The sequence below is a fragment of the Pseudoalteromonas sp. SCSIO 43101 genome (assembly GCF_023650775.1).
GTDB classification, from domain to species: domain Bacteria; phylum Pseudomonadota; class Gammaproteobacteria; order Enterobacterales; family Alteromonadaceae; genus Pseudoalteromonas; species Pseudoalteromonas apostichopi.
Genome location: NZ_CP072673.1, coordinates 645,543 through 671,074, shown reverse-complemented (window position 1 = coordinate 671,074; position 25,532 = coordinate 645,543). Strand labels below are relative to the sequence as shown.

The 25,532-nt window shown below is 41.3% G+C and carries 22 protein-coding genes; 5 read left to right on the top strand and 17 right to left on the bottom strand.

Features of this window, described 5'->3' with window-relative positions; all coding sequences use genetic code 11:
• Positions 1-97 precede the first annotated feature (97 nt).
• Positions 98-2,113: a methyl-accepting chemotaxis protein gene (locus J8Z25_RS03205; protein ID WP_130049687.1), complete on the top strand. Its 2,016-nt coding sequence runs from the start codon at positions 98-100 to the stop codon at positions 2,111-2,113.
• A 152-nt stretch (positions 2,114-2,265) separates the two neighbouring features.
• Here the strand turns inward: J8Z25_RS03205 and J8Z25_RS03200 are convergent, their stop codons facing one another.
• The 5 genes from J8Z25_RS03200 to rplU all read right to left on the bottom strand — a co-directional run bounded on the left by J8Z25_RS03200 (position 2,266) and on the right by rplU (position 5,184).
• Positions 2,266-2,643: a DUF3718 domain-containing protein gene (locus J8Z25_RS03200; RefSeq protein WP_130049688.1), complete on the bottom strand. Its 378-nt coding sequence runs from the start codon at positions 2,641-2,643 to the stop codon at positions 2,266-2,268.
• A 79-nt stretch (positions 2,644-2,722) separates the two neighbouring features.
• Positions 2,723-3,202, bottom strand: a complete 480-nt coding sequence (folA, locus tag J8Z25_RS03195) for a type 3 dihydrofolate reductase (protein ID WP_130052201.1) — start codon at positions 3,200-3,202, stop codon at positions 2,723-2,725.
• A gap of 79 nt (positions 3,203-3,281) precedes the next feature.
• Positions 3,282-4,436: an Obg family GTPase CgtA gene (gene cgtA, locus J8Z25_RS03190; RefSeq protein WP_130049689.1), complete on the bottom strand. Its 1,155-nt coding sequence runs from the start codon at positions 4,434-4,436 to the stop codon at positions 3,282-3,284.
• Positions 4,437-4,598: 162 nt separating this feature from the next.
• Positions 4,599-4,856, bottom strand: coding sequence for a 50S ribosomal protein L27 (rpmA, locus tag J8Z25_RS03185; protein ID WP_054551015.1), 258 nt, complete (start codon positions 4,854-4,856; stop codon positions 4,599-4,601).
• Positions 4,857-4,872: 16 nt separating this feature from the next.
• Entirely contained in the window at positions 4,873-5,184 is a 312-nt protein-coding gene (gene rplU, locus J8Z25_RS03180; RefSeq protein WP_036965957.1) for a 50S ribosomal protein L21, read from the bottom strand.
• Between the two features lie 410 nt (positions 5,185-5,594).
• On the opposite strand from rplU, the gene ispB reads away from it, so the two are divergent.
• On the top strand, positions 5,595-6,566 hold the full coding sequence (gene ispB / locus J8Z25_RS03175; protein WP_250661673.1) for an octaprenyl diphosphate synthase: 972 nt from the start codon (positions 5,595-5,597) through the stop codon (positions 6,564-6,566).
• 106 nt (positions 6,567-6,672) lie between these two features.
• On the opposite strand, the gene mdh is transcribed toward ispB, so the two are convergent.
• Positions 6,673-7,608: a malate dehydrogenase gene (mdh, locus tag J8Z25_RS03170; RefSeq protein WP_130049690.1), complete on the bottom strand. Its 936-nt coding sequence runs from the start codon at positions 7,606-7,608 to the stop codon at positions 6,673-6,675.
• Between the two features lie 225 nt (positions 7,609-7,833).
• Here mdh and argR point away from each other — a divergent pair, with 225 nt between their 5' ends.
• Positions 7,834-8,301, top strand: a complete 468-nt coding sequence (argR, locus tag J8Z25_RS03165; protein ID WP_054551012.1) for a transcriptional regulator ArgR — start codon at positions 7,834-7,836, stop codon at positions 8,299-8,301.
• Here argR and J8Z25_RS03160 read toward each other — a convergent pair.
• The 11 genes from J8Z25_RS03160 to ampD form a co-directional block, all read right to left on the bottom strand.
• A complete protein-coding gene (locus J8Z25_RS03160) occupies positions 8,298-9,197 on the bottom strand; it encodes a Dyp-type peroxidase (RefSeq protein WP_130049692.1) in 900 nt (299 codons plus the stop codon). The two genes, argR and J8Z25_RS03160, sit on opposite strands and share 4 nt — an antisense overlap.
• Before the next feature lie 52 nt (positions 9,198-9,249).
• Positions 9,250-10,293, bottom strand: a complete 1,044-nt coding sequence (locus tag J8Z25_RS03155) for an ABC transporter ATP-binding protein (RefSeq protein WP_130049693.1) — start codon at positions 10,291-10,293, stop codon at positions 9,250-9,252.
• Complete coding sequence (locus J8Z25_RS03150) at positions 10,290-11,924, bottom strand: ABC transporter permease (protein ID WP_167658211.1); 1,635 nt, start codon at positions 11,922-11,924, stop codon at positions 10,290-10,292. The genes J8Z25_RS03155 and J8Z25_RS03150 overlap by 4 nt, the downstream gene beginning before the upstream one ends.
• A 69-nt stretch (positions 11,925-11,993) precedes the next feature.
• Positions 11,994-12,998 carry a Fe(3+) ABC transporter substrate-binding protein gene (locus tag J8Z25_RS03145; RefSeq protein WP_250661672.1) on the bottom strand — a complete coding sequence of 335 codons (1,005 nt, stop codon included), beginning with the start codon at positions 12,996-12,998 and terminating at the stop codon, positions 11,994-11,996.
• Positions 12,999-13,780: 782 nt separating this feature from the next.
• The gene (locus J8Z25_RS03140) at positions 13,781-14,422 is read right to left on the bottom strand and encodes a tRNA-uridine aminocarboxypropyltransferase (RefSeq protein WP_130052202.1); all 642 of its coding nucleotides are present in this window, start codon (positions 14,420-14,422) and stop codon (positions 13,781-13,783) included.
• A 190-nt stretch (positions 14,423-14,612) separates the two neighbouring features.
• A complete protein-coding gene (lpdA, locus tag J8Z25_RS03135) occupies positions 14,613-16,037 on the bottom strand; it encodes a dihydrolipoyl dehydrogenase (RefSeq protein ID WP_054562783.1) in 1,425 nt (474 codons plus the stop codon).
• Positions 16,038-16,225: 188 nt separating this feature from the next.
• Positions 16,226-18,121, bottom strand: a complete 1,896-nt coding sequence (gene aceF, locus J8Z25_RS03130) for a pyruvate dehydrogenase complex dihydrolipoyllysine-residue acetyltransferase (RefSeq protein ID WP_250661671.1) — start codon at positions 18,119-18,121, stop codon at positions 16,226-16,228.
• Positions 18,122-18,130: 9 nt separating this feature from the next.
• The gene (aceE, locus tag J8Z25_RS03125) at positions 18,131-20,797 is read right to left on the bottom strand and encodes a pyruvate dehydrogenase (acetyl-transferring), homodimeric type (protein ID WP_178926592.1); all 2,667 of its coding nucleotides are present in this window, start codon (positions 20,795-20,797) and stop codon (positions 18,131-18,133) included.
• Between the two features lie 85 nt (positions 20,798-20,882).
• A complete protein-coding gene (gene pdhR, locus J8Z25_RS03120; RefSeq protein ID WP_130049698.1) occupies positions 20,883-21,632 on the bottom strand; it encodes a pyruvate dehydrogenase complex transcriptional repressor PdhR in 750 nt (249 codons plus the stop codon).
• A 482-nt stretch (positions 21,633-22,114) separates the two neighbouring features.
• Complete coding sequence (ampE, locus tag J8Z25_RS03115; RefSeq protein ID WP_178926591.1) at positions 22,115-22,966, bottom strand: beta-lactamase regulator AmpE; 852 nt, start codon at positions 22,964-22,966, stop codon at positions 22,115-22,117.
• Positions 22,967-22,988: 22 nt separating this feature from the next.
• A complete protein-coding gene (gene ampD / locus J8Z25_RS03110) occupies positions 22,989-23,531 on the bottom strand; it encodes a 1,6-anhydro-N-acetylmuramyl-L-alanine amidase AmpD (RefSeq protein ID WP_178926590.1) in 543 nt (180 codons plus the stop codon).
• Between the two features lie 187 nt (positions 23,532-23,718).
• Here ampD and nadC point away from each other — a divergent pair, with 187 nt between their 5' ends.
• Complete coding sequence (gene nadC, locus J8Z25_RS03105; protein WP_250661670.1) at positions 23,719-24,567, top strand: carboxylating nicotinate-nucleotide diphosphorylase; 849 nt, start codon at positions 23,719-23,721, stop codon at positions 24,565-24,567.
• Positions 24,568-25,060: 493 nt separating this feature from the next.
• Positions 25,061-25,498 carry a pilin gene (locus J8Z25_RS20770; protein ID WP_284693409.1) on the top strand — a complete coding sequence of 146 codons (438 nt, stop codon included), beginning with the start codon at positions 25,061-25,063 and terminating at the stop codon, positions 25,496-25,498.
• The last annotated feature ends 34 nt before the right edge of the window (positions 25,499-25,532 follow it).

Below are 25,532 nucleotides of genomic sequence, written 5' to 3'. Positions count from 1 at the left end.
AAAGTTGATTTAATTTAAAGCTAATTAAATTTAATTACTTAACTAATTGGCAACCTTGCCGATAAGTATTGATTAGTACTATTTTCTGGAATTACATATGAACTTGACCGTTAGACAGCGAATTTGGGGTGGCTTTATTGTTATTACGTTACTCCTGCTATTTATTGGTGGTAACTCGTTGATCAGAATTACCAACATTGATCAATCGACACAGCGAGTTAATCAGCTGTCATTACCGGCTCTCGACAAAAGTTATGAGTTGCAAGTTGAATTCATTTTGATGAGTAAGTCAGCGCAAGCGAGCTTTTACACTACATCACAAGATGAATTAGCTGCACTTAGAAAAAACTTTAACGAACAGAAAAAGCGTTACGATAACTCCTACCAAGATTTACAACAGGTAGTTAGTAACGATCCGAAACTGAAACAAAGCAGCCAAGAAGTTGAACAAACTTATAAACGCTTTGCTAAATCTGTCGATAACCTTTTTGCAGACAAACAAACTCAACTTGAGCTCAACAAAACACTGCGCACCCAGCTTGAAAACATCGAGATAAGTGCTGAAGATGCTAACTCTGTTGTACTTGATATTATTGATATTGATGGTCTTGAAGAAAACCACTCGCGTGCTTATCAAGCTGCCAATAACATGGAAAATAACTTCCAATCAGTAGTAACTAACAGCACAGACATGCTAACGGTTAAAACGCTTAATACCTTAGATATCATCAAAAACGAACAAACTTATTACCTAGAAGAAGTTGAACGAAGCCTTGGCCTTATCCGTCCAGCTATCATTGATAATAATGCGGATTTATATAATGACCTAAATGGTTATTTTGAAAGTCTTGCTGACAACGTTCGCGGCAACAACAGTTTATCAGCAAATAAAAAACGTCTCATTGATGCAATTGCACAAACTCAATCTGAGCTGGCTAATGCAGAAAAATCAACCACTGAAGCTCTAAAGCAACTTAAAGAGCTTGTTGACCAAGCAACGGTCCTTGCTTTTGACTTACAGCAAGATGTAAGTGGGAACGTATCTACGGCAACCATTTGGACTTGGATTGCCATGGTTATCGCCACTTTAATTGCCATTGCTGTTGCAGCTATTACTGTTAGCCGTATTACTAAACCGCTTTCTGAAGTAAACCGTATTCTTGATATTGTCGCTAGCGGCGATATGACTCAACGTCTAGACGATTCAGCAAAAGACGAATTTGGGGAACTATCGCGTAGTTGTAATACGCTAATCGAAAGTTTACGTACGCTTATTCAAGGCATTATCTCTCGCTCTACACAGCTTGCTGCAGCCTCTGAAGAGACTTCAGCAATCACTGAAGAATCTAGCCAGGCCATTCGTAATCAACAAGCGCAAGTTGAACAAGCTGCGACAGCAACCACTGAAATGAGCAGCACATCACAAGCAGTAAGCAGTAGCGCTCAACAAGCACTAAGTGAAATCAAGAACGCAGATAAAGAAGCTGACCGTGTTAAAGGTATTTCTTCGCAAAATAAAGCGACTATTGAACAACTTGCTCGTGAAGTGGATGATGCATCACAAGTTATCAATAAACTACACAAAGATAGCGCATCAATCGGTGGCATCTTAGATGTTATTCGTGGCATTGCTGAGCAAACTAACCTACTCGCGCTTAATGCAGCCATTGAAGCAGCCCGTGCCGGTGAGCAAGGCCGAGGCTTCGCCGTAGTAGCTGACGAAGTACGCTCTCTTGCAAGCAAGACTCAAGAGTCGACCCAAGAGATTCAAGCTATGATTGAATCGCTTCAAGTTGGCGCTGAGGCTGCTGTATCGGCAATGTCGAAAGGTAAGCAACAAGCTGAGTCGTGTGTTGAGCAATCAGACCTTGCAAATACAGCTCTTGACTCAATCACCGCAGCCGTTGCACAAGCTCATAATGTAAGTGAAGAGATCTCGACAGCCGCTCACGAACAGCAACAAGTATCGCAAGAAATTAGCGAACGCTTAGAGTCAATTGTGGCAATTGCAGAGCAAACAGCTGAGGGCGCAAACCAAACCAATATTTCAAGTTCAGAAGTTGCTAAGTTAGCCGAAGAACTACGTTTATCGGTAGACGCGTTTAAAGTTTAAGAAGCTGTAAACGAGCTACGATCTAACAAAGATAGAAGCCGTGTTTGTGAAAGCAAACACGGCTTTTTTATATGTATTCACTTTATAAGGTGTTATTCAGGCACAAAAAAACCGCAACGAGTGCGGTTTCTTAAATTCTATTGGCGTTTAAATTAAAGGCCTGCGCGCTCTTTAATAACAGCAATTAGTGGTGAACCACCGTGACCGTTTGATTCAGCCCATGCGATGTCTGCACCGTCTTCTAAAGAACTTTTAGATAAGTTCTTAACGATGTATTCACCAGCATCAGCAGCACCGCTTTCAATTGCATGACGAAGCATATTGTTGCCATTACATTTTACAGCATCAAAGATATTACGGATTTTCACACGTGAGCTTTTCAGCTTACTACGTAGACGGTTTTTATCATCAGCAGCGATGTACTCACAGATTGAAACCGCTAATTGATCATCAGCTTTTGCTGGTGCTGTATACGCAACTGACGCTGAAACAACAACCGCTGCAAGTAACATGTTTGGTAACTTCATCATATTTTGCCCTTATGTAATACTTTCTTCTTACCAAGATTGTGTAATATTGTACCAACTAATTATTTTTACCGCAATAATGTTACGAATTTTTATACAGCGTTACAAAGGTATACGAGTAAGAGTTTTTGTTATCAGGCTGATGCTGTTCTTGCTCTACAACTGTCCAATTAGCAACACTTTCGTAATCTGGAAACTGCGTATCACCGGCCACTTCAAGGTCGATGAATGTTAAGTATAGACGATCTGCTTGAGATAGAAATTGTTCGTATATATTTCCACCGCCTATAATCATTACTTCTTCAACATCAGCAACCAATTCCAGCGCAGCCTCAGGTGAAGTAACCACCTCAATACCCTCTGCGGTATAATCAGCATTACGCGTGATAATAATATTTTGACGGCCTGGCAAAGGGCGGCCTATTGATTCAAACGTTTTACGGCCCATGATCACAGGCTTTGCCATGGTTACTTTTTTAAAGTGTTGCAGATCGGCAGGTAAATGCCATGGCATTTGGTTGTCTTGACCAATTACTCGGTTATTTGCCATAGCAGCAATCATTGAAATTTTCACACTAAACCTTAATACTTTTTTCTTATTAATAAAAAAGGAGCGCATGGCTCCTTTTCAGTTTTAAATTTTATCGTTGGTAGATAACTTCTACATCGTAGTCATCATCATCCCAGTCGTCATCCCAATCATCATCGTCTTGAGAGGTCGCTTTCTGATGATAAGTATCCCACTTAAATTCAACTTCTTCTTTCTCTTCTTCAGCGAATTTCTCTTTCGGCATACTATCAAGTAGCGCCATAATGTCATGACAAAGTGCTTGAGTATTTTGTTTATTCGCAGCAGAGATACGGTAAACATTAGCCTCTTCACCTAGCTCTTCGGCAATTTCATTACACAGGGCTTCAGCTTCACCTTCTGGTAATAGGTCAATTTTGTTAAACACTAACCAGCGCGGCTTTTCAGCAAGTTTAGGGCTGTATTGGTGCAGCTCATTAATAATCGCAAAGGCATTATCAACAGGATTTGTGCCATCAACAGGCATAACATCAATGATATGCAGTAATACACGACAACGCTCTAAGTGCTTTAAGAAGCGAATACCCAGGCCAGCACCATCTGAAGCCCCTTCGATTAGACCAGGGATATCAGCAATTACAAATGACTTATTAGCGTCTGGGCGTACTACACCAAGATTAGGAATAAGCGTCGTAAACGGGTAATCAGCCACTTTTGGTTTAGCTGCAGAAACACTGCGGATAAACGTTGATTTGCCGGCATTTGGTAAACCAAGTAAGCCAACATCCGCAAGTAGCATTAGCTCTAGGCGTAAGCTGCGAACTTCACCAGGTGTGCCTAGTGTTTTTTGACGAGGCGCACGGTTTGTACTTGATTTAAAACGTGCATTCCCCAAGCCATGGAAACCACCTTTTGCAACAACAACCTTTTGACCATGCTTGGTCAAATCACCTAATGACTCTTCAGTATCAACATCAATGATACGTGTACCCACAGGTACTTTAAGCGTTAAATCAGCGCCTTTTTTACCAGTCATGTTACGGCTTTGACCATTTGTGCCGCGCTCTGCTTTATGAAAACGCTCAAATTGGTAATCAATTAACGTATTTAAGTTTTCATCGGCTTGTAGATAAACGCTGCCGCCATCGCCGCCGTCGCCGCCATCAGGACCGCCATCTGGTACATATTTTTCACGTCGGAAAGATACGACACCGCTGCCGCCATCACCCGCGTCACAACGAATTTCTACTTCATCTACAAACTTCATGATTACTCACTTTAAGATTGGCTTGTTAATAACTCTATTATATACCTAAGTGCCCTATTCAGCACCCAATGCCAAGGTGCTTAGGTATATATTTATACGCACTATTATGCGCCTTAAAACAAAAAACCCCGCAAAGGCGGGGTTTTTCAAATATCGAGATGATTACTCAGCTACGATATTTACGTATTTACGGTTTAAAGGACCTTTCTGTTCGAATTGAACTTTACCATCTGCTTTTGCGAAGATAGTGTGGTCTTTACCGATACCTACGTTTGCGCCAGCGTGGAAACGAGTACCACGTTGACGAACAATGATGCTACCCGCTAGAACTGATTCGCCACCAAAACGCTTAACACCTAGGCGTTTGCTTTCTGAATCGCGACCGTTACGAGTACTACCAGCTGCTTTTTTATGTGCCATTTCTCAGTACCTCTAATTAAGCGCTAATGCCAGTGATTTTAACTTCAGTGAACCATTGACGATGGCCCATTTGCTTACGAGAATGCTTACGACGTCTAAATTTAACAATCTTAACTTTCTCACCGCGACCGTGTGAAACAACCTCAGCTGTTACTTTACCACCGTTTACGAACGGTACACCGATCTCGATTTTCTCACCATCAGCAACTAAAAGTACTGAATCAAATTCAACTGCTGCACCAGTTTCAACGTCTAATTTCTCAAGACGAATTGTTTGACCTTCAGTCACACGGTGCTGTTTACCACCACTTTGGAAAACCGCGTACATAATTAACTCCGTCTGTGCGCCCTCAAATCGACGCAACTAAAATATTCTTCAATAGGGCGCGAAGTTTACGCTAATGTGCAAAAACTAGCAAGCCTCTTTTTCGATAAAATGAATAAAAAATAGCTGCATTGAGAGCAATTCAATATTTTTCTCTATTCTATCCTAAAAACACCACATGCCAAGCGGTTTTTACGATCTCATGACAATTAAATTACGCTAATAATACGCATTTTAAAAATTCAAAAAGCTGATCACTTATTAATCAAGGTTATAAATTTATCTTGGCAAAATTGATCTCAAATAAAAAACTTTACAGTGTTTTTTTAATGAATCATCACAAAATATCGAGCAAGTGCTTTTTTTGTTGTACAATCAGCCCCGTATACCCATAAATATTGGCTCGGAGATCAATGGATATAAAAGCTATCCAGACGTTAATCGAAAATGAAATGGATGACGTCAATCAACTTATACATGCCCAAATGCGTTCAGATGTCGCATTGGTTAACCAACTCGGTTTATACATAGTAAACAGCGGCGGTAAACGCGTTCGTCCTATGTTGGCCATTTTAGCGGCAAAAGCACTCGGTTATGAGGGTAAAGACCACATTACGCTTGCCACTATCATCGAATTTATTCATACCGCTACTTTATTGCATGACGACGTTGTCGACGAGTCACATTTGCGCCGCGGCACACCTACAGCAAATGCTGAGTTCGGTAATGCAGCAAGCGTATTGGTGGGTGATTTTATCTATACACGTTCGTTTCAGCTAATGGTTGGCCTTGGAAAAATGCCAATTATGCAAATTTTGGCTGATGCAACGAATATCATCGCTGAAGGTGAAGTATTACAGCTAATGAACTGTAACGACCCTGACACCACAGAACAAAGCTACATGCAGGTTATTTACAGCAAAACAGCCAAATTGTTCGAAGCTGCAACAGGCCTTGCCGCAATTATTACTGAGCAAGATGAACAAACCCTTGAAGCATTAAACTTATACGGAATGCATCTTGGGACTGCATTCCAACTAGTAGATGATGTCCTTGATTACAACGCCGATGCCGAGCAACTTGGTAAAAACATTGGCGATGATTTAGCTGAAGGTAAACCTACCCTACCGCTTATCTACGCAATGCAAAAAGGCACTCCCGAGCAAGTTAAGCTGGTACGAGAAGCTATTGAGCTTGGTAATGGTATGGATCACTTAGAGAGCATTCTAGCAGCACTAGCTGACACTAAAGCGCTTGAGTTTGCGATGCAAAAAGCAGAACAAGAAGCTAACAAAGCGATTGCTTGTATTGCTTTCTTACCAGACACACCTTACAAACAAGCATTAGAGAGTTTGGCCCGCATCGCCGTTGCCCGCGATCATTAAACTCTATTTATTCGAGCCATTAAAAAAGCCTGCATTTGCAGGCTTTTTTGTTTTCAGCGCTTTTACTAAGTTAACGAATAAGCAAAGCGCCTATCATCCGGCGGAATTAACCGTTGATGAAATCAACACCTTCTTGGATGTCTTTGTTAAGTGTAGCTAGCATGTCGTTTTTAGCTTGCTCTTCGAATGCACTTAACTCACCGTAAGAAAGGATTTCTTCAACGCCGTTTTTACCTAGACGTACTGGGTGTGCGAAGTATGCTGCGTCACCGTTTTCAACTGCAACGTATGCATAATCAACAACTTCTTCACCTTGTAGGCCTTTCACTAAAGACATACAGAAGCGCGCTGCTGCTGCACCCATTGAAAGAGTTGCTGAACCGCCACCGGCTTTAGCGTTAACAACTTCAGTACCTGCGTTTTGGATACGTGGTGTTAATGCTGCAACTTCTTCATCAGTGAAAGTAACACCTTCAACTTGAGAAAGAAGAGGAAGGATTGTAGTACCTGAGTGACCACCGATCACTGGAACTTTAACTTCAGTTGCGCTTAAACCTTTAAGTTCAGCTACAAAAGCTTCTGAACGGATCACGTCAAGCGTTGTGATACCGAATACACGGTTAGCATCGTAAGTACCCGCTTTTTTGAATACTTCAGCAACGATTGGCACAGTGCCGTTTACTGGGTTAGTGATAATACCTACTAACGCTTTAGGACAGTTTTTAACGATGCCTTCAGCTAATGTTTTGATGATACCTGCGTTTACGTTGAAAAGGTCCGCACGGTCCATGCCAGGCTTACGTGGCATACCCGCTGGGATAAGAACGATATCACAACCAGCTAATGCTGCGTCTAAGTTGTCAGCACCAAAGCCTTCAACTTTAACGTCTGTTGGGATGTGAGAAAGATCAACCGCTACACCAGGAACAACAGGGGCAACATCATATAACGATAATTCAGAACCTGCAGGTAAACTTGTTTTTAATAATAAAGACAATGCTTGGCCGATACCGCCAGCTGCGCCTAAAACAGCAACTTTCATTGGAATTCTCCGTAATTTGAGGTAGGAAATATTTGTGGCCCTAAAGATAATGAAATTAGCGACTAAAAACAAATTTATCCTGCTTATTTCGCGTATAATTTCGACCATAGTTGTAAACTTAGCTGTAAAGACACAGCATTTTGGACGACTTTGTAAACTAATACTGCATAAATATGCAGAGTTGTGTAGAATTACTCCACATTTTATGAATAAAGAAGCGGCAACATGCAACCACAAGACAAACAAGAAGCACTAATCAAAGCGTTTAAAGCGCTATTAAAAGAAGAAAACTTCGGCTCACAAGGTGAGATTGTCGAAGCATTGAAAGAGCAAGGCTTTGATAATATTAGCCAAAGTAAAGTCTCTCGCATGTTAAGCAAGTTCGGTGCTGTACGTACCCGTAATGCAAAGCAAGAAATGGTTTATTGTTTACCGGCTGAAATGGGTGTACCAACAGCGAAAAGCCCTCTGCGTCAGCTTGTTATCGATATTATGCATAACGAAATGATGATCATTATTCGTACTAGCCCAGGCGCAGCTCAATTAATTGCTCGATTACTTGATTCTCTAGGTAAGGCGGATGGTGTACTAGGCACTATTGCAGGCGACGACACTATTTTTATCGCCCCTGCGAAGATTTCAGAAATCGATGTCACGCTTGATCGCGTGCGCACTTTATTCGATACAGTTTAAAGCTGCTTTAAAAAGTTTACTGACGGGGCGAAAAACGCAGATCCCATATCGGCTTGAGTAAAATCGAGCCAATGATCATAGCAATCGCCCTGCCCCAACCGGCTCTTTAATACCTGCTCAAACGCATCCCCTTGCGCCGCACACGAAACCATCAAAATCCCCTGTTTATGCACATCACCAAATGGCATGCTTTGATTAAGTAATAGTGGCTGACCGTGCTCATCTTTTAGTTCACTGCGAACCGCATGACTAGTTTCTACAGCAGGCACAATCAAGGTATTATCAAGACGCGTACGCCCCATGATTTGTTCTTGCTCGAACAACGACAAATGCTGCCAGACACTCAAGTCATGCACAAAACGCTGCACATGAATATAGCTGCCTTGGTCTTCAAAGTGCCCCGGTTTGTTGATAAGAGCCGTGCTACGCTTTTGACGACCATGAGGGGTATCACCAGCATAAATAAAGCCATTAAAATCACGCCCATCTAAAAACCGAAAATTACGTACCTGCTCCACCAGCTCTACATCCGGTGTTAATAACTTTAGAATTTGCAGAGCAAATAGATGGTTTACATCTTCGCGGTCTGAGCGAATTTGTACAAACAAGTCAAAAGGCTGTGCACTGATCACATGCTCACTATGAGTCACATTAGGAAAGCTTTGTAATTGACTTGGAATAAATTCGGGCAGGATATGCGGCCAATACTGAGCACCAAGGGCAACCACGCACGACAGCATGGCTTCAGAGAACTGATCTGCAAACTCATCTTGAATAACGCTGACGCGTTTTAGTTTTTTACGTAATGACTCATCATGGCCATCGTAAACATTAAAAAACAGGTGCAAACCATGTAAGTTTGCTTCAGCACAAATCCCAGATTGCGCTTGCGCCATAGTGAATCCTTAGCTTCTCGTTATTTGCACCTAGCCAAGGATTCAAGATTGATTAATCATGAAAAAAATTGACTGTGTGCGGCATTATTTTTATTTTTACAGGCTGCTCAACAGCTAACACGCGATCTTGCTCTGCGGCAACTTCACACTCTTGCCCTGCAATATTGATACGATACACATAACGCGTACCGATAAAGCGTCTTTGCAAGATTGTTAAACTGTTTGCGTCACTGTGAGCAGCTTCGCACAACTGAATATAGTGCGGTCTTATGTACACTTGACCTTGCTGACAATCTACATTGTTCGCCGTCAATGAGTGAACCACACCAAACGCCGTTTCGTATTCAGTTGGCGTTAATACTTTCGCCGTTAAGTATATGCCCGTACCAAGAAACTCTGCAACCACCTTTGAGTTAGGTTGGCTAAATAACTGCTCCGCGGAGCCCTGTTGGGCGATTTTTCCACCATGCATAACCGCAAGCGTGTCGGCAAACGCGAAAGCTTCTTCCTTCGAGTGGGTAACAAATACCGCAGATACCTGCTGATCTTTAATAATGCGACGTATATCTGCAATAAGCTCAAAGCGTACTTGTGTGTCAATATTCGAAAATGGCTCATCAAGTAATAATAAGCTTGGCTTATAAGCAAGAGCACGAGCAATCGCGACTCGTTGCTGCTGACCACCTGAAAGTTGATGAGGGTAACGTCCAGCACAACCATCTAATTTAACAAGGCTGAGCATTTCGTCCACGCGCTCACGCTTTTGTGCTTTGCTCATATTACTGAGGCCAAACGCAATGTTGTCACTAACCGTTAGATGAGGGAATAACGCATAGTCTTGAAACATCATGCCGATATTACGTTTTTCAGGTGCAACAAATAGTCCGCTATCATTGACCACATTTGAATCTATGCTCATATAGCCTTGCTCGGGCTGTAAAATCCCCGCGATTGCCTTTAAGGTGGTGGTTTTGCCACAGCCACTTGCGCCAAGCAAACAAACAATTTCATCTTGCTCAACATTAAGATTGAGTTCACTCAATACCTTAGTGCCATTATACTGATAAGCTAGGTCTTGAATTATCAAATGACTCATGAGTGATTTTGCTCCATCGAACGATTAACGAAATACAAAGGTATTAACCCAACTAACACGATAAACAAAGCTGAAATAGACGCAAGCTCTAACTGCTCATCACTAACATACTGAAAAACATGGGTCGCAAGCGTTTCAAAATTAAAAGGCCTAAGTAATAAAGCTGCTGGCAACTCTTTCATGCACTCAATAAATACTAACAAACCAGCAGTAAGAATCCCTCGTTTTAACAACGGTAAATGTACCCGCCATAAGGTTTGTAATGGTCCTTTGCCCATTGATTGACTAGCCATATCTAGCGATGGACTAATACGCAGAAAGCTACTTTCAAGCGCACCATGCGCAATCGCATAAAAACGCACAACATAAGCAAAGATCATGGCAAATAAAGTGCCACTCAAAAGTAACCCAGGCGATAAACCAAAAGGCTCAAGCCAGTTATTTAATGCATCATCTAGCTGAGTTAATGGGAGTAATACGGCAATGGCCAACACTGTACCTGGCAAGGCATAACCTGTACTAGCTAAACGTCCAGGAAGTAAAGAGTAAGCTTGTTTAGCAATTCGCTGATAAAACAATACCAACAAGCTCAATAGGATGGTTGCAATACTCACCACAACAGCGACTTTAAAACTCTGCCAAGCGTAATTAAAAAATGCCCCATTCCATGCTTCATCGGAATACGCAATGGCGTACTTAATTAACACCCCTACAGGCAGTATAAAAGCAAGTAACAGAACTAACATGCAAGCTAAGCTTGCAGCCCATGCAGCCCAGCCTTTTAAGCGATATAATGTTGCGCTGTTGATACTTGACTGACGTTCATATACAGCTTGATTACGTCGGCTAAAGCGCTCCACCATGATGGTTAAAAACAAAATGAGTAGCATAATGCCAGAGATTTTCGCTGCAGCCGTCAATGAGTAATAGCCAAGCCAAGTATCGTAAACAGCAGTCGTTAATGTACTCACCGCAAAATAATTAACGGTGGCAAAGTCAGCCATTGCTTCCATGCTGATTAATGTTATTCCTGCCACAATAGCCCCTCGACCAAGGGGCAAACTAACTCTTAAGAAACTTTTAAATGGCGATAACCCCATCAACTGACTAGCTTGTACTAATTTAAAAGACTGCTCTCTAAGCGCTGTTTTAAAAATAAGGAATAAGTATGGATAGAGTACCAGAGCAATCATAATAATGGCCCCGGTTAACGTACGAATATCAAAAAACCAATAATCATCTGGTGATTGCCAACCAAACCACTCTCTTAGCGCTATTTGAATTGGCCCAGCATAATCAAGTAAGTCAGTATACACATAAGCTATGAGGTACGTTGGCATTGCTAATGGCAGCATTAAAGCCCACTCAAACTGCTTACGTCCCGGAAAATCACAATAGGCAGTTAACCAAGCTAACGGTAAAGCAATAACGCAGCTTAATAGTCCCACTCCGACAATGAGTAATAGCGTATTACGGGTATAATCCCAAAGCACCGTGTCAAATAGGTGCTGAAATACGTCTGAATCCCCTTGCAGAGATTCAAATAACAAAAAGCCTAATGGCGTAACAAGCAACAGGCCAATAAGCCAGGCTATAAGCTGCCAACGCGACAGCGAAAACTTCACATGCATAAGTGGATTAATACCAGATAAAATAAAAGCTGTTAAAAAACAGCTTTTATAAAACGAGATGTGTTCTCGTTATAAATCAAATTTTACTTCGTCAATTAGCTTCAGTGCCACTGGGCGATATTTGCTGATCTCATCAAGAGGAAGACTGTCTTCTTTAAATTTCCCCCATGATGCAACCATCTCAGATAATGCAACCCCTTGCTTTACTGGGTATTCCATATTAACTGAAGCATACATATTTTGCGCCTTATTGTCGGTCATATACTCAATCAGTTTCAAGGCATTTTCAGGGTTTTTAGCGTAACGGGTCATAACAACGCCCGATACGTTAATATGAGAACCACGGTTAGTTTGGTTAGGGAAGTTAATATAAACAGCTTCTGCCCAAGATTTTTGCTGCTCATCTTGCAGCATTTTACCGAAATAGTAGCTGTTGCCTAACGCCAGATCACATAAGCCTTCTTTCACAGCTTTTACTTGTGCTCTGTCATTACCTTGCGGCTTACGCGCTAAATTAGCTTTAACACCTTCTAGCCATTGCTTAGTTTTTACTTCGCCATGGTGAGCAACCATCGAAGCAACTAAACCTAAATTGTATGGGTGTTTGCCTGAGCGCGTGCATATTTTGCCTTTGTACTTTGGATCGGCTAAATCTTCATATGTTAACTCAGAAAGAGCACCAATACGCTCTTTTGCAGAGTATACATTACGTACACGTTTAGTAAGCGCTATCCACTGACCATCCGCATCGCGAAAGGTGCTTGGCACATTCGCATTTACCACATCACTATTAATTGATTGTGTTAAACCTAAATCTTCTAATTGAATAAGTGCACTAAAATTTGAGGTTAATACTAAATCAGCTTTACTGTGCTTGCCTTCACGCTTTACACGCTCAATCAGACCTTTTTTCGCAAATACCACATTAGTTTTAATGCCAGTTTGCTTAGTGAAATCATCCAAAATAGGCTGAATTAAGAATGGCTGGCGAAACGAGTAAATATTTACTACGTCTGCAGCAAATGCCGGCACGCTCAATAATGCGCTAACTAATACTAAGGCTGTTTTCTTCATTTTATAGCACCTAAATAATAACAATTATCAAAATATTTTACCTAGAGTTAGCGCAAAGTGCACCCGTTTAAACTCATATTTCAATCAACCTAGCTGCCATTTAGGAATTTACATGTAAGAGATGTCTCACCTATATGGCAGCAATTGAGTAAAAAGCACCAGAAAACACTGCCCAAAAACACATAACCAATTGAAATTTAATAATATATATTAAATGACAATAAAATAACCAATAGATTAAGTAGGATTTTGACCTACTCAGCTTTGACCATTTCTCTATAATTACTTACATCAACTAAGCAAGAAGCTTAATGAGTAGATGGATAAGGAAGCATTACTCATAAAACCGCGGAATAAGGTTCATTTGGAGAATAAGGAATTAAGGACAGGCTCAGGAAGAGTAACGCAAAGGAGTGACAACCTACGGACAGCATCAGGATGATGTGGAATGGAATAACAGCAGGATGTTGTTATACAGGAAGTTAAAAAAGTGGAACAAAGGACAGGCCGTTAGGGCATCGCAACGGATTTGCAAATAAAGGGATAGTGTCTGGATAACACGTAAGGGAAGGGTAAAGTAATTACCAGCAAGGATGTAATGGACTTACAAGGAAACAAGGCGGGATTGCCTTATATTACACAGAACCAATAAGTAAAGTGTAATCGCATGGAGTGGCAAAGTTTAGGGAGTTGATTAGATTCAATTGCAGGATGCAAAAAATTAAGAAGATTCCGCAAGCGCGACTAGAGATAGTTCGCGCTTTTCTTTTATCCAAAAGGAACTACTCTGGACGCCCTTTATTTCTCTTACCAAGCAAGTATGCATCTCTGAACTTAAAAAAATGTTCCTCTAGCTTTTTCGTAGCATCCATTTCACCAGCTAGCTCAAGCACCATAATAGCAACCTCAGCGGTGCCTAATTGATGCTCATGTGGGGCAACACGCAATCGATAATCTGAGAGCTTTTCAGGCGTAATAGAAAGCACAGGTAAGTTATCTAGATAAGGGCTTTTACGGATCATTTTCTTTGCTTCGCGCCATGTACCGTCTAAAAAGATAAACAATGGACGTTTACCGTCCTCAGGCACTACTTCAGTGATCACACGGGTTTCATCTTCAACATCACTAGCAGGAAAAATAACCATAGGCTGATACTGTGGATCTGCCAACAAGCTTAACAAAGCATCATCTGGGTTCGTTCTATCCCATTTAAAAGCGTGGTTATCTGGAACGATCTCAGCAATTAAACGCCCAGTATTTGATGGCTTAAAACTCTCATTGTGATACATAAGTAAGCAGACCGCCGATTCACACTCAGCCTGCTCTACCCCTTCGCAGATACAATAATGCTCAGCTAATAAACAGCGCTCACAACGCGTTAATTTAGCTCCTCGCGCTTTAAATTCACGACGAGACTCAGCCATTTGTAAAGCACGAAGTACTAACACGGAGTTATTTGAGATAGTAGCCACTGTATTTACCAGAAAATTGAACGGCGCGTATTGTAGCTAAAAATAAGGGGAATAGATATTAATCTGAGTGGTTTGTTATAGCTCTAAACTAAAACAAAAAACCCAGCAGAAGCTGGGTTTTTAAGCTATTCGTCAAAAGAACTTACTTCTTTTTAACTGCTTTTTTATTTGGAAGGTCAGTGATTGAACCTTCGAAGATTTCAGCAGCTAGACCGATTGATTCGTTTAACGTTGGGTGAGCGTGAATAGTTAACGCTAGGTCTTCACCGTCTGCGCCCATTTCAACTGCTAGGCCGATTTCGCCTAACATTTCACCTGCGTTGATACCAACCATAGCACCACCGATAACACGACCTGAGTCTTTATCGAAGATTAGCTTAGTTTGACCTTCAGTACGTGCAGAAGCAATCGCACGACCAGAAGCTGCCCAAGGGAATACTGCAGTTTCGATGCTTAAACCTTGCTCTTTAGCTTCTTTCTCAGTTACACCAACCCATGCAATTTCAGGATCTGTGTATGCGATTGAAGGAATGCACTTAGGATCGAAGAAATGTTTCTGGCCAGAGATAACTTCTGCAGCAACGTGAGCTTCATGAACCGCTTTGTGCGCAAGCATTGGTTGACCAACGATATCACCGATAGCGAAGATGTGATCAACGTTTGTTTTAAGCTGTTTATCAACATTGATGAAACCACGCTCATCAACGTTAACGCCCGCTTTGTCTGCGTCAAGTAATTTACCGTTAGGTGTACGACCCACAGCAACAAGTACTTTATCGTAACGTACTGCGTCAGCCGGTGCGTTTTTACCTTCGAATGAAACGTATAGACCGTCTTCTTTCGCTTCAACACCAACAACTTTAGTAGAAAGCATTACGTTGAACTTGTTCTTAACGTATTTTTGGTAAATCTTAATAACGTCTTTATCAGCTGCTGGTACTAATTGATCAGCAAACTCAACTACGTCGATTTCAGAACCTAGCGCACGGTATACAGTACCCATCTCAAGACCGATGATACCACCACCTAAAACAAGTAGTTTCTCAGGAACGTCTTTAAGCTCTAAAGCACCCGTTGAATCAATTACACGGTCATCTTCAGGGATGAAAGGTAAGTTAACAGGTTGAGAGCCTGCAGCAATAATAGCATTATCAAAAGTGATCGTTGTTGTACCGTCTTCACCTTCAACAGCAAGGGTGTTGCTACCAGTGAATTTACCGTAGCCGCTAACTACTTTCACTTTACGCATTTTAGCCATGCCGTCTAGGCCGCCAGTTAATTGACCGATTACAGACTCTTTCCAATCACGGATTTTGTCTAGGTCGATTTCAGGCTTACCAAAAGTAACGCCGTGAGATGACATTTCAGCTGCGTCATCAATCACTTTAGCTACGTGTAAAAGTGCTTTTGAAGGAATACAACCCACATTTAGACATACACCGCCTAACGTGTTGCGAGATTCTACTAATGTAACTTCTAAGCCCAAGTCAGCAGCACGGAAAGCCGCAGAATAACCACCAGGACCACCGCCTAGTACAACAACTTGAGTTTTTAATTCGTTGCTCATGCTATTACCTTAAATGTTTGAACGGGACACTGCCCTTAAGTTTAACTGCCATGTTTCTGCAAGGCAGAAAGGGAGAGCAGATATCTATACCAAGATTGTTCTATGGCAAAGATTGTATCATTGCCAATGGTAAAAATCCCAGCAAAAAACAACTTGCTGGGATTTGATTCTTATAAATTATGAAACGATTACATCACCAATTGACGGATATCGCTCATATAGCTTGCTAGTGTCACAGTAAAGCGTGCCGCTAGTGCACCGTCAATAACCCTATGGTCGTATGACATTGATAATGGAACCATTAATTTAGGCTCAAACTCTTTGCCATTCCACTTAGGCTTCATTTCTGATTTAGATACACCTAAGATAGCAACTTCTGGCGCATTCACAATTGGTGTAAACGCTGTACCACCGATACCACCGAGGCTTGAGATTGTGAAACAACCGCCTTGCATATCAGATGAAGTTAATTTGCCTTCACGTGCTTTCTTAGAAATATCCATCAATTCGCGAGAAAGCTCAATGATGCCTTTCTTATCAACATCTTTGAAAACAGGAACAACTAAGCCATTTGGCGTATCAACTGCAACACCAATGTTGATGTACTTCTTCAAGATTAAGCTTTCGCCGTCTTCAGATAGAGAAGAGTTAAACGTTGGGAATTCAGCAAGTGCTTTCGCAGCAGCTTTCATTACGAACACAAGCGGCGTGATTTTAACACCTAGCTTTTTCTTCTCTGCAAGGGCATTTTGCTCTTTACGGAATGCTTCTAAGCTTGTGATATCCGCTTCATCAAACTGTGTAACATGTGGGATTTGTACCCAGTTACGGTGCAAGTTAGCACCAGATAGCTTCTGAATACGAGAAAGTTTCTTCTCTTCGATCTCACCAAACTTAGCAAAATCTACCTTAGGCCAAGGGATAAGACCTAACTCACCGCCACCAGCATTACCTTTACCTGCAGAAAGCTGACCTGATTCAACTTTCTTCACAAGGTCTTTCACGTAGTTTTGTACGTCTTCTTTAACAACACGACTCTTACGACCCGTGCCTTTTACGTTTGCTAGGTTAATACCAAACTCACGCGCTAAACGACGTACAACTGGCGATGCATGTGCATAGGCTTTGTTATCTGCAAAACCTTCGTTGCTTGCCGGTGCTGATGCAGGCTTCTCGGCCGGTGCAGCTTTTGCTGCAGGTGCAGGAGCTGCTTCAGTTTTTGCAGGAGCAGGTGCCGCTGCTGCGGGTGCACTACCCGCTACTTCAAATACAAAGATAAGTGAGCCAGTTGATACTTTATCCCCAGCTGCTACTTTGATTTCTTTAACAGTACCGGCAAATGGTGCAGGTACTTCCATTGATGCTTTATCGCCTTCAACGTTTAAGATTGATTGATCTTCTTCAACCTTATCGCCAACAGCAACCATCACTTCGGTTACTTCTACTTCATCACCACCAATATCAGGCACATTTACTTCTTTAGTGCTTGATTCAGCTGGAGCCGCTTCAGCTGGAGCTGATTCTGCAGCTGGTGCTTCTGAGCCACTTGATGCAGTTTCAAACACAAAGATTAAAGAGCCCGTTTTTACTTTATCGCCAGTCGCGATTTTGATCTCTTTTACAGTCCCTGCGATTGGCGCTGGTACTTCCATTGACGCTTTATCGCCTTCAACACTTAATAAAGATTGCTCTTCTTCAACCGTGTCACCTACCGCAACCATGATTTCAGTTACTTCAACTTCATCATCGCCGATATCTGGTACAGTGACTTCTTGTGTCGCTGAACCTGAAGATTGCTGAGCAGGTTCTGCTTTAGCTGCTTCTTTTGTTTCAGAAGGTGCAGAAGCTTGCTCTTCACCTTCGAAGATCATGATAAGTGAACCTGTGGTTACTGTATCACCTTCAGCTACTTTAATTTCTTTAACCGTACCTGCTTGTGCAGCAGGTACTTCCATTGATGCTTTGTCGCCTTCAACCTTTAGTAACGATTGGTCAACCTCAACCTTATCGCCAACGCTAACAAGGATTTCGGTTACTTCAACTTCATCGCCACCGATATCTGGTACATTAATTTCAATACTCATTGGAACCTCTTATGCGTATAGCGGGTTAACTTTGTTTGTGTCGATGTCAAATTTCTTGATTGCTTCAACAACCACTGACTTCTCAACTTCACCACGTTTAGCAAGCTCAGATAGTGTTGCAACCACAACATAACCAGCATTCACTTCGAAGTGACGACGCAAGTTTTCACGGCTATCAGAACGACCGTAACCATCAGTACCCAACACTTTATAGTTGCTGCTTGGTACAAATGAACGAACTTGCTCAGCATAGTTCTTCATATAGTCTGTTGCAGCTACAGTCACGGCATCTGTTAATGCGTTGGTGATGTAAGCAGTCTTCTGTTCTGCTTCAGGGTTAAGCATGTTGAAACGCTCAGCATCTTGACCGTCACGTGTTAACTCATTGAATGACGTTACAGAGAATACATCAGAACCAATGCCATACTCTTCGCTCAGGATTTGTGCTGCTTTACGCACTTCCATCATGATAGTACCTGAACCTAGTAACTGTACTTTTGCTTTATCGCCAGCCACAGTTTCAAGTTTGTAGATACCTTTACGAATACCTTCTTCAGCGCCTTCAGGCATAGCTGGTTGATGGTAGTTTTCGTTCATTAGCGTTAGGTAATAGAACACGTTTTCTTGATCTTCACCGTACATGCGACGGATACCGTCTTGCATGATTACCGCTACTTCGTATGCGAATGTCGGGTCATAAGAAATACAGTTAGGAACCGTGTTAGCAAGAATGTGGCTGTGACCATCTTCGTGCTGTAAACCTTCACCGTTTAGCGTTGTACGACCTGCAGTAGCACCTAGTAAGAAACCACGCGCTTGTTGGTCACCAGCCATCCACGCCATATCACCTACACGTTGGAAACCAAACATTGAGTAGTAGATGTAGAATGGGATCATTGGTAAATCGTTAGTGCTGTATGATGTTGCAGCAGCAACCCATGATGACATTGCACCTAACTCGTTGATACCTTCTTGTAGTACTTGACCTGATGTAGCTTCTTTATAGTAAGAAACGATATCACGGTCTTGAGGTGTGTAGTTTTGGCCATGCGGGTTATAAATACCAATTTGACGGAATAAACCTTCCATACCAAAGGTACGTGCTTCATCGGCGATAATAGGAACGATGTTTTTACCAATGCCTTTATCTTTTAGTAACACGTTAAGTGCACGTACAAAGCCCATTGTTGTAGAGATGTCACGTTTTTGCTCTTCAAGTAGCGGCTTGAACGCGTCAACTTCTGGCAATGTTAGGCTTTCAGAAAACTTTGGAATACGCTTAGGCGTGTAACCTTGTAGCGCTTCACGGCGTGCATGAAGGTACTTATACTCTTCAGAGCCTTCTTCAAGAGTTAAGTATGGTAAGTCTTTAATTTCTTCGTCTGAAACTAAGTCTTGTAGACCTAAACGTGAACGTAAGTGTTCAACATGGGTCATATCCATTTTCTTAACTTGGTGTGCGATGTTTTTACCTTCAGCAGCGTCACCCATGCCGTAACCTTTTACAGTTTTCGCTAGGATTACTGTTGGACGATCTTTGGTTTCTTCCGCTTTTTTGAATGCAGCGTAAAGTTTTGATGGCTCATGGCCGCCACGCTTAAGCGCGAAGATCTCTTCATCAGTCATATCAGCAACAAGCGCTGCTGTTTCAGGGTAACGACCAAAGAAGTGCTCACGTACGTACGCACCATCTTTTGCTTTATATGTTTGGTAATCACCGTCAATGGTTTCGTTCATTAACTGAAGCAATTTACCTGTTGTATCTTTAGCTAGTAAGATATCCCAACCGCTACCCCATACAACTTTAATTACGTTCCAGCCAGCACCTTTGAATAGGCCTTCAAGCTCTTGAATGATCTTACCGTTACCCATTACTGGGCCATCTAAACGCTGTAAGTTACAGTTGATTAGGTAACATAGATTATCTAATTTCTCACGAGCTGCGAATGAGATTGCACCGCGTGATTCTGGCTCATCCATCTCACCATCGCCTAAGAAAGCGTATACACGTTGGTTTTTAGTATCTTTTAAGCCACGACCATCTAAATATTTTAAGAAACGAGCTTGGTAGATTGATGCAATTGGACCAAGACCCATCGATACTGTAGGGAACTGCCAAAACTCAGGCATTAATTTAGGGTGTGGGTATGAAGGAAGACCGTTACCATCAACTTCTTGACGGAAGTTATCAAGCTGCTCAGCTGTTAAACGACCTTCAACGAATGCACGAGCATAAATACCAGGAGAGATGTGGCCTTGGTAATAAACTAAGTCACCGCCATCTACATCGTTTGGTGCTTTAAAGAAGTGGTTAAAACATACTTCATAGAATGCAGCTGAAGACTGGTAAGAAGCCATATGGCCGCCTAAGTCTAGATCTTTTTTCGACGCACGTAATACGATCATGATCGCATTCCAACGGATAATTGAACGAATACGACGTTCAATGTTTACGTCACCTGGGTAAGCAGGTTCTTGATCTACCGGAATGGTATTAACGTAGTTAGTGGTTGTGCCAGTAGGCATATCAACACCGTCTAAACGGGCTTGCTCTAACACTTGCTCAAGTAAGAATTGAGCACGTTCAACACCTTCTTCACGCACAACAGACTCAAGGGCTTGTAACCACTCTTGTGTTTCTAGCGCGTCTACGTCAATTTTATTGACTTCAGACATATGGAGGTTTCCTTATGTTTAAAATACTAATTATTTTAATAAATCTTAAAATTAAGTTGTTAACTAAACTTAGCTAATCACTTGCTTAATGTTGTTTGGTGCGTCTTAAACTACGTTCAATCCGCGAATGCTCTTTGCCAGCCTCAAGTAAGGCTTCTTCGATAAAGGCTAAGTGAGCATTACTAGCAAGACGAGCTTGCTCTGGGTTTCCTTCAATAACCGCATCCATCAACAGTCGTCTATGTTCTGCGAGCTGTTGGCTGATCTGTGGTTTTTTTAACAGTACAGTTAAATTCTGTAATACATTTTGCTCAAGCAATGCCTGCATGCCACGTACTAAATGTAGTAACACAACGTTATGAGATGCTTCTGCCACACTAAAATGAAATGCGTTAATTGCTTTTGCTTTTTGCACAAGGTCGTCATTAACGAGCGCAATATTGTCAAAGCTTTGTTTTACTTTTTTAAAGTCATTTGTCGTACCGCGCATAGCCGCATAGTATGCAGCAATTCCTTCAAGGGCATGACGAAATTCTAGTAAATCAAATTGTGACTCTGGATGCTTACTAATCAAATCAAAAAGCGGATCAGTGAGCCCCTCTTCAAGCTGATTTTTTACAAACGTTCCACCGCCTTGGCGACGCGTTACTAATCCCTTGGCTTCAAGTTTTTGAATTGCCTCTCGTAATGATGGTCGCGATACTTCAAATTGTTTCGCTAATTCACGTTCAGGAGGCAGCTTTTCGCCTGGCGCTAACGACCCCTCAAGAATCATATTCTCAAGTTGTTGTAAAATTACATCAGATAACTTTGCTGCTTTAATCTTTAAAGACATTTATTAACGTCCGCATTATTATGCGCTAACCCCATAAATATCGGGTACTTAGCCTTGTGCTTTGACCAAAAAGGTAAATTGGTCATACCAAATTTATCGCATACGTTATCAAAAACCCGAATTTCTGTCAATTTCACTACACTCAGCGCCCGGTTACACCCTAACGCAATTCGTCTAAAGATTAAACAGTATGGATTAAAGTGGCTTTTTCTAAAGGAAAAAACAATAAAAAATAAATGGTCAGACCAGATTGGGCAGCTGAGCTTTTAGAGGTCAGGTTTTAGATGTTAGTTGAATTGAGTAGCTTTGTAGCAGCGGGTAGAGGTCAGGTTTTAAATGTTAGTTGAATTGAGTAGCTTTGTAGCAGCGGGTAGAGGTCAGGTTTTAAATGTTAGTTGAATTGAGTAGCTTTGTAGCAGCGGGTTTACCCCGCGACAAAACTCGTACACACCTATAAATCAAAACGCAATATAAAATCGCGCCTACGCCAAGCCACCAAACAGGGTTAATGCAGCGATAATCACTAAAAAGAACAAGACATTTCTTTTTACAAGCTTCATCATGCAAGTGGCTTCATAAGTACAGCCAAAATGTTGTTGCTCGATTTGCTCAGCGGCAAGTGCGGTTTGCGTAACAACTTTTCGGTTACTCACTGAAAAGTCGAGCACATACTTCAGCCAACAACTAGTACCTTTATTAAAGTTACCAATCACTAAATAACCAAAGCTCGCAACCCGTGCTGGTAACCAGTCAAGCCAGAACAATAAACTATGGATTAGTTTAAAACGCTTAGCGTAGGGAACATGGTGATCATCTCTTACTTTGTCAGCAAAAGTACGAACCAGCGCATAAAGAACCGCACCAGGTACACCTAAAACCACAAACCAAAAAATAACGGCACAATAAAAGCGGAAATTTAACCAAGCTAAAGTTTGGCCAAAGGTCTCACCAAGCGGCTCATCTTCTGTTTTCTTTTGGCCCATTTGTAATGCATATAAGGTAGCCGCTTCTTGATCGTTTCGTGTTAAGGCATTTAAGTAAGACTTATACAAAGCACGTTGCTTAGCACAGCCAAAACAAACCAGCAGCACAGCAACATTCACAGCCAACTGCCAGATAATAAAATCAGAGAGTTGATAAACTAACCCCGCGGCAAGTACAGGTAACATTAACCATATCAAAAAACCAATTGGCGAATTAAACAACCCCTTTTCTGACAGTTGCTTTTGCGAATGCTTTAAATAGGTATTGGCATAAAAACCGATTTGCCAGTAATCAGCTCGAGCTCCTAAACGTTCAATCACCAAAGCAATAATTATTGAAATTAAGATCATGCTTTTACCTATATCCTTTCAACTAAAACACTAAATCAAAATAGTACTGCCAATCAAAACTACTACCCGGATCAGTTTTTCTGCCGGGAGCAATATCACAATGGCCAACAATGCGTGAACGGTTTATTGCAGGATACTTATCCATTAACGCCTTAGTCACTAAGTGTAATGCATTATATTGTGCTTGGGTATACGCTTGCGTATCTGTGCCTTCAAGCTCAATGCCCACACTAAAGTCATTACACTGCTCTCTGCCTTCAAACATTGAGATACCCGCATGCCAAGCTCGTTTCTCAAAAGGCACGTACTGAATAATTTCACCCGTGCGACGAATAAAGCAATGCGCAGACACTCTTAACCCTTTTAAATCAACAAAGGTTTCATGTGCCGTACAATCAATTACCCCCATAAATAAATCATCAACATAGGGCGTTGCAAACTGCCCCGCTGGCAATGAGATATTATGAATAACAAGTAATGATACTTCGTTTTCAGGGCGCTCATCAAAATGTGTACAAGGCCTTTGTAACACATTGTTTAATTGCCCTAATTCATTTATATGCATATTAAAAACTAACGATGACAATAAAGTTAAATAGTGTAAAGGGTTAAAAACTCAGGGTCTAGTTGCTTTAATTTACTCGCTTAAAGTGAGGCTAAGGTTACATAAATGTGGGCAATCTTTGTCTTCTATTAAGAAGTTAAACATAGTAAAATTTCGCCAATTTATTAATAAACAATGAGCTTTAGACATGTCAGTCCCTCACACTTTAATTAGCCAACTGGTAAAACTTGCCCTTGATGAAGATTTAGATTACCAAAGCGCAAATGACGGTGATATTACCGCGCAACTAATTCCAGAAAACGAGCTAGCCAATGCCAAGGTAATTACCCGTGAAGACTGTGTATTTTGTGGTAAAGACATTATTTTAGAAGTATTTAACCAAGTCGACCCTTCAGTAAAAGTTGAGGTACTCGTAAATGACGGCGACAGAGTCACAGCAAACTCTACGCTCTTCACTGCATCTGGCTCAGCTCGGGCTATTTTAACTGCAGAGCGAACTGCCCTTAACTTTGTACAAACCCTCTGTGGTACAGCAACAACAACCGCTCATTATGTAAAAGAACTTGAAGGCACGAGCACGCAACTACTCGATACGCGCAAAACCATTCCGGGCTTACGTGCCCTACAAAAATATGCTGTAAAGTGTGGTGGCGGCGCGAATCATCGCATCGGCTTGTTTGATGCCTTCCTAATTAAGGAAAACCACATTGCTGCCTGTGGTGGAATTGATAAAGCAGTCGCACAGGCTAAAATCAACCACCCCACAAAGCCAGTTGAAGTGGAAGTGGAATCACTTGATGAGCTTGAACAAGCGATTAACGCAGGGGCTGATATCATCATGCTTGATAACTTTACCGTAGAGCAAATTCAACAAGCTGTAGTGCTTACAGACAAGCGAGCAAAACTTGAGGTTTCTGGCAATATGACACTTGAAACCTTAAAAGCCTATTCACAGGCAGGTGTAGACTTTATTTCAAGTGGCGCACTTACAAAAAATTTACAATCAATCGACCTTTCAATGCGATTTAACGGCTAAAACTCTCCTTTACGTATTTAATGCTTTACCTAATTCATTGACAAGAAATTAAAAAAGCATTAAATACGTAAAAAGCCTGAGCTAGTAACAAAAAACCAACATTCATTCAGCGTTTTTAATTATTTTGTATATCCACGTCCTGAACCTACACAAGATTGCAATCAATTCAATAAGTTCCTAAAGAGATGAGGTGTTTATAAATAGTACAAAGAACTAGATCTAAGCTTATTTTACATCAAACAAAGGTAGGAAAGTTCTGAAAAACTGCTTATTGAACAGGAAAATGGCTTCCAAAAACGCTTAATAATGCTAAAGTAAATTTTATGAACTCTGAACATAGGATGTTCTAGTAAAACTTTGTTAATCATCAAGCTTTACTCAAACTGACTTTAAGTAAAACTGTAAGATTTATCCTGTAAATTGAGCCTTGGTTTTACAACGCTGAAGTTACAGCTAAACTTACAATAAACATATCCTTTAGGAGAGGAACAAAATGACACAACAAAAGCAACAGGGTTTCACCCTAATTGAATTAATGATTGTAGTTGCAATCATCGGTATTTTGGCTGCAGTAGCTCTTCCTGCTTATCAAGATTATACTGTAAAAGCTCGGGTATCAGAATGTGTAAACCTTGCTAGTGCAGCAAAAACAACTGTAGCAATGAATGCAGCTGAAGGTGCAGCATTTAATTCTGGTTTTAATCCAAACGCTAAAACTGAAAACTGTTCAGCAGTATCTATTGATGCCGGTACGGGAGTAATCAAAGTAACTTCTGAACCAAAAGCTGGATCAGTTGTACTAACAATGACGCCAAAAACTGGTACAGCAGCTCTAGCAAGCGGTAAAATCCCTGCTGGAGAAATCAACTGGACTTGTACTATTGATTCAGCAACTAAAAACAAGTACGTACCTAGTTCTTGTCAAATTTAGTGGCACTTGATTAAATAGTTTTAATCATTCTAAG

Bases quoted from the DNA above. Each gene is read 5' to 3' on its own strand.
- J8Z25_RS03205 (WP_130049687.1), top strand. From the start codon at position 98: ATGAACTTGACCGTTAGACAGCGAATTTGGGGTGGCTTTATTGTTATT.
- J8Z25_RS03200 (WP_130049688.1), bottom strand. From the start codon at position 2,643: ATGATGAAGTTACCAAACATGTTACTTGCAGCGGTTGTTGTTTCAGCG.
- folA (WP_130052201.1), bottom strand. From the start codon at position 3,202: ATGATTGCTGCTATGGCAAATAACCGAGTAATTGGTCAAGACAACCAA.
- cgtA (WP_130049689.1), bottom strand. From the start codon at position 4,436: ATGAAGTTTGTAGATGAAGTAGAAATTCGTTGTGACGCGGGTGATGGC.
- rpmA (WP_054551015.1), bottom strand. From the start codon at position 4,856: ATGGCACATAAAAAAGCAGCTGGTAGTACTCGTAACGGTCGCGATTCA.
- rplU (WP_036965957.1), bottom strand. From the start codon at position 5,184: ATGTACGCGGTTTTCCAAAGTGGTGGTAAACAGCACCGTGTGACTGAA.
- ispB (WP_250661673.1), top strand. From the start codon at position 5,595: ATGGATATAAAAGCTATCCAGACGTTAATCGAAAATGAAATGGATGAC.
- mdh (WP_130049690.1), bottom strand. From the start codon at position 7,608: ATGAAAGTTGCTGTTTTAGGCGCAGCTGGCGGTATCGGCCAAGCATTG.
- argR (WP_054551012.1), top strand. From the start codon at position 7,834: ATGCAACCACAAGACAAACAAGAAGCACTAATCAAAGCGTTTAAAGCG.
- J8Z25_RS03160 (WP_130049692.1), bottom strand. From the start codon at position 9,197: ATGGCGCAAGCGCAATCTGGGATTTGTGCTGAAGCAAACTTACATGGT.
- J8Z25_RS03155 (WP_130049693.1), bottom strand. From the start codon at position 10,293: ATGAGTCATTTGATAATTCAAGACCTAGCTTATCAGTATAATGGCACT.
- J8Z25_RS03150 (WP_167658211.1), bottom strand. From the start codon at position 11,924: ATGCATGTGAAGTTTTCGCTGTCGCGTTGGCAGCTTATAGCCTGGCTT.
- J8Z25_RS03145 (WP_250661672.1), bottom strand. From the start codon at position 12,998: ATGAAGAAAACAGCCTTAGTATTAGTTAGCGCATTATTGAGCGTGCCG.
- J8Z25_RS03140 (WP_130052202.1), bottom strand. From the start codon at position 14,422: ATGGCTGAGTCTCGTCGTGAATTTAAAGCGCGAGGAGCTAAATTAACG.
- lpdA (WP_054562783.1), bottom strand. From the start codon at position 16,037: ATGAGCAACGAATTAAAAACTCAAGTTGTTGTACTAGGCGGTGGTCCT.
- aceF (WP_250661671.1), bottom strand. From the start codon at position 18,121: ATGAGTATTGAAATTAATGTACCAGATATCGGTGGCGATGAAGTTGAA.
- aceE (WP_178926592.1), bottom strand. From the start codon at position 20,797: ATGTCTGAAGTCAATAAAATTGACGTAGACGCGCTAGAAACACAAGAG.
- pdhR (WP_130049698.1), bottom strand. From the start codon at position 21,632: ATGTCTTTAAAGATTAAAGCAGCAAAGTTATCTGATGTAATTTTACAA.
- ampE (WP_178926591.1), bottom strand. From the start codon at position 22,966: ATGATCTTAATTTCAATAATTATTGCTTTGGTGATTGAACGTTTAGGA.
- ampD (WP_178926590.1), bottom strand. From the start codon at position 23,531: ATGCATATAAATGAATTAGGGCAATTAAACAATGTGTTACAAAGGCCT.
- nadC (WP_250661670.1), top strand. From the start codon at position 23,719: ATGTCAGTCCCTCACACTTTAATTAGCCAACTGGTAAAACTTGCCCTT.
- J8Z25_RS20770 (WP_284693409.1), top strand. From the start codon at position 25,061: ATGACACAACAAAAGCAACAGGGTTTCACCCTAATTGAATTAATGATT.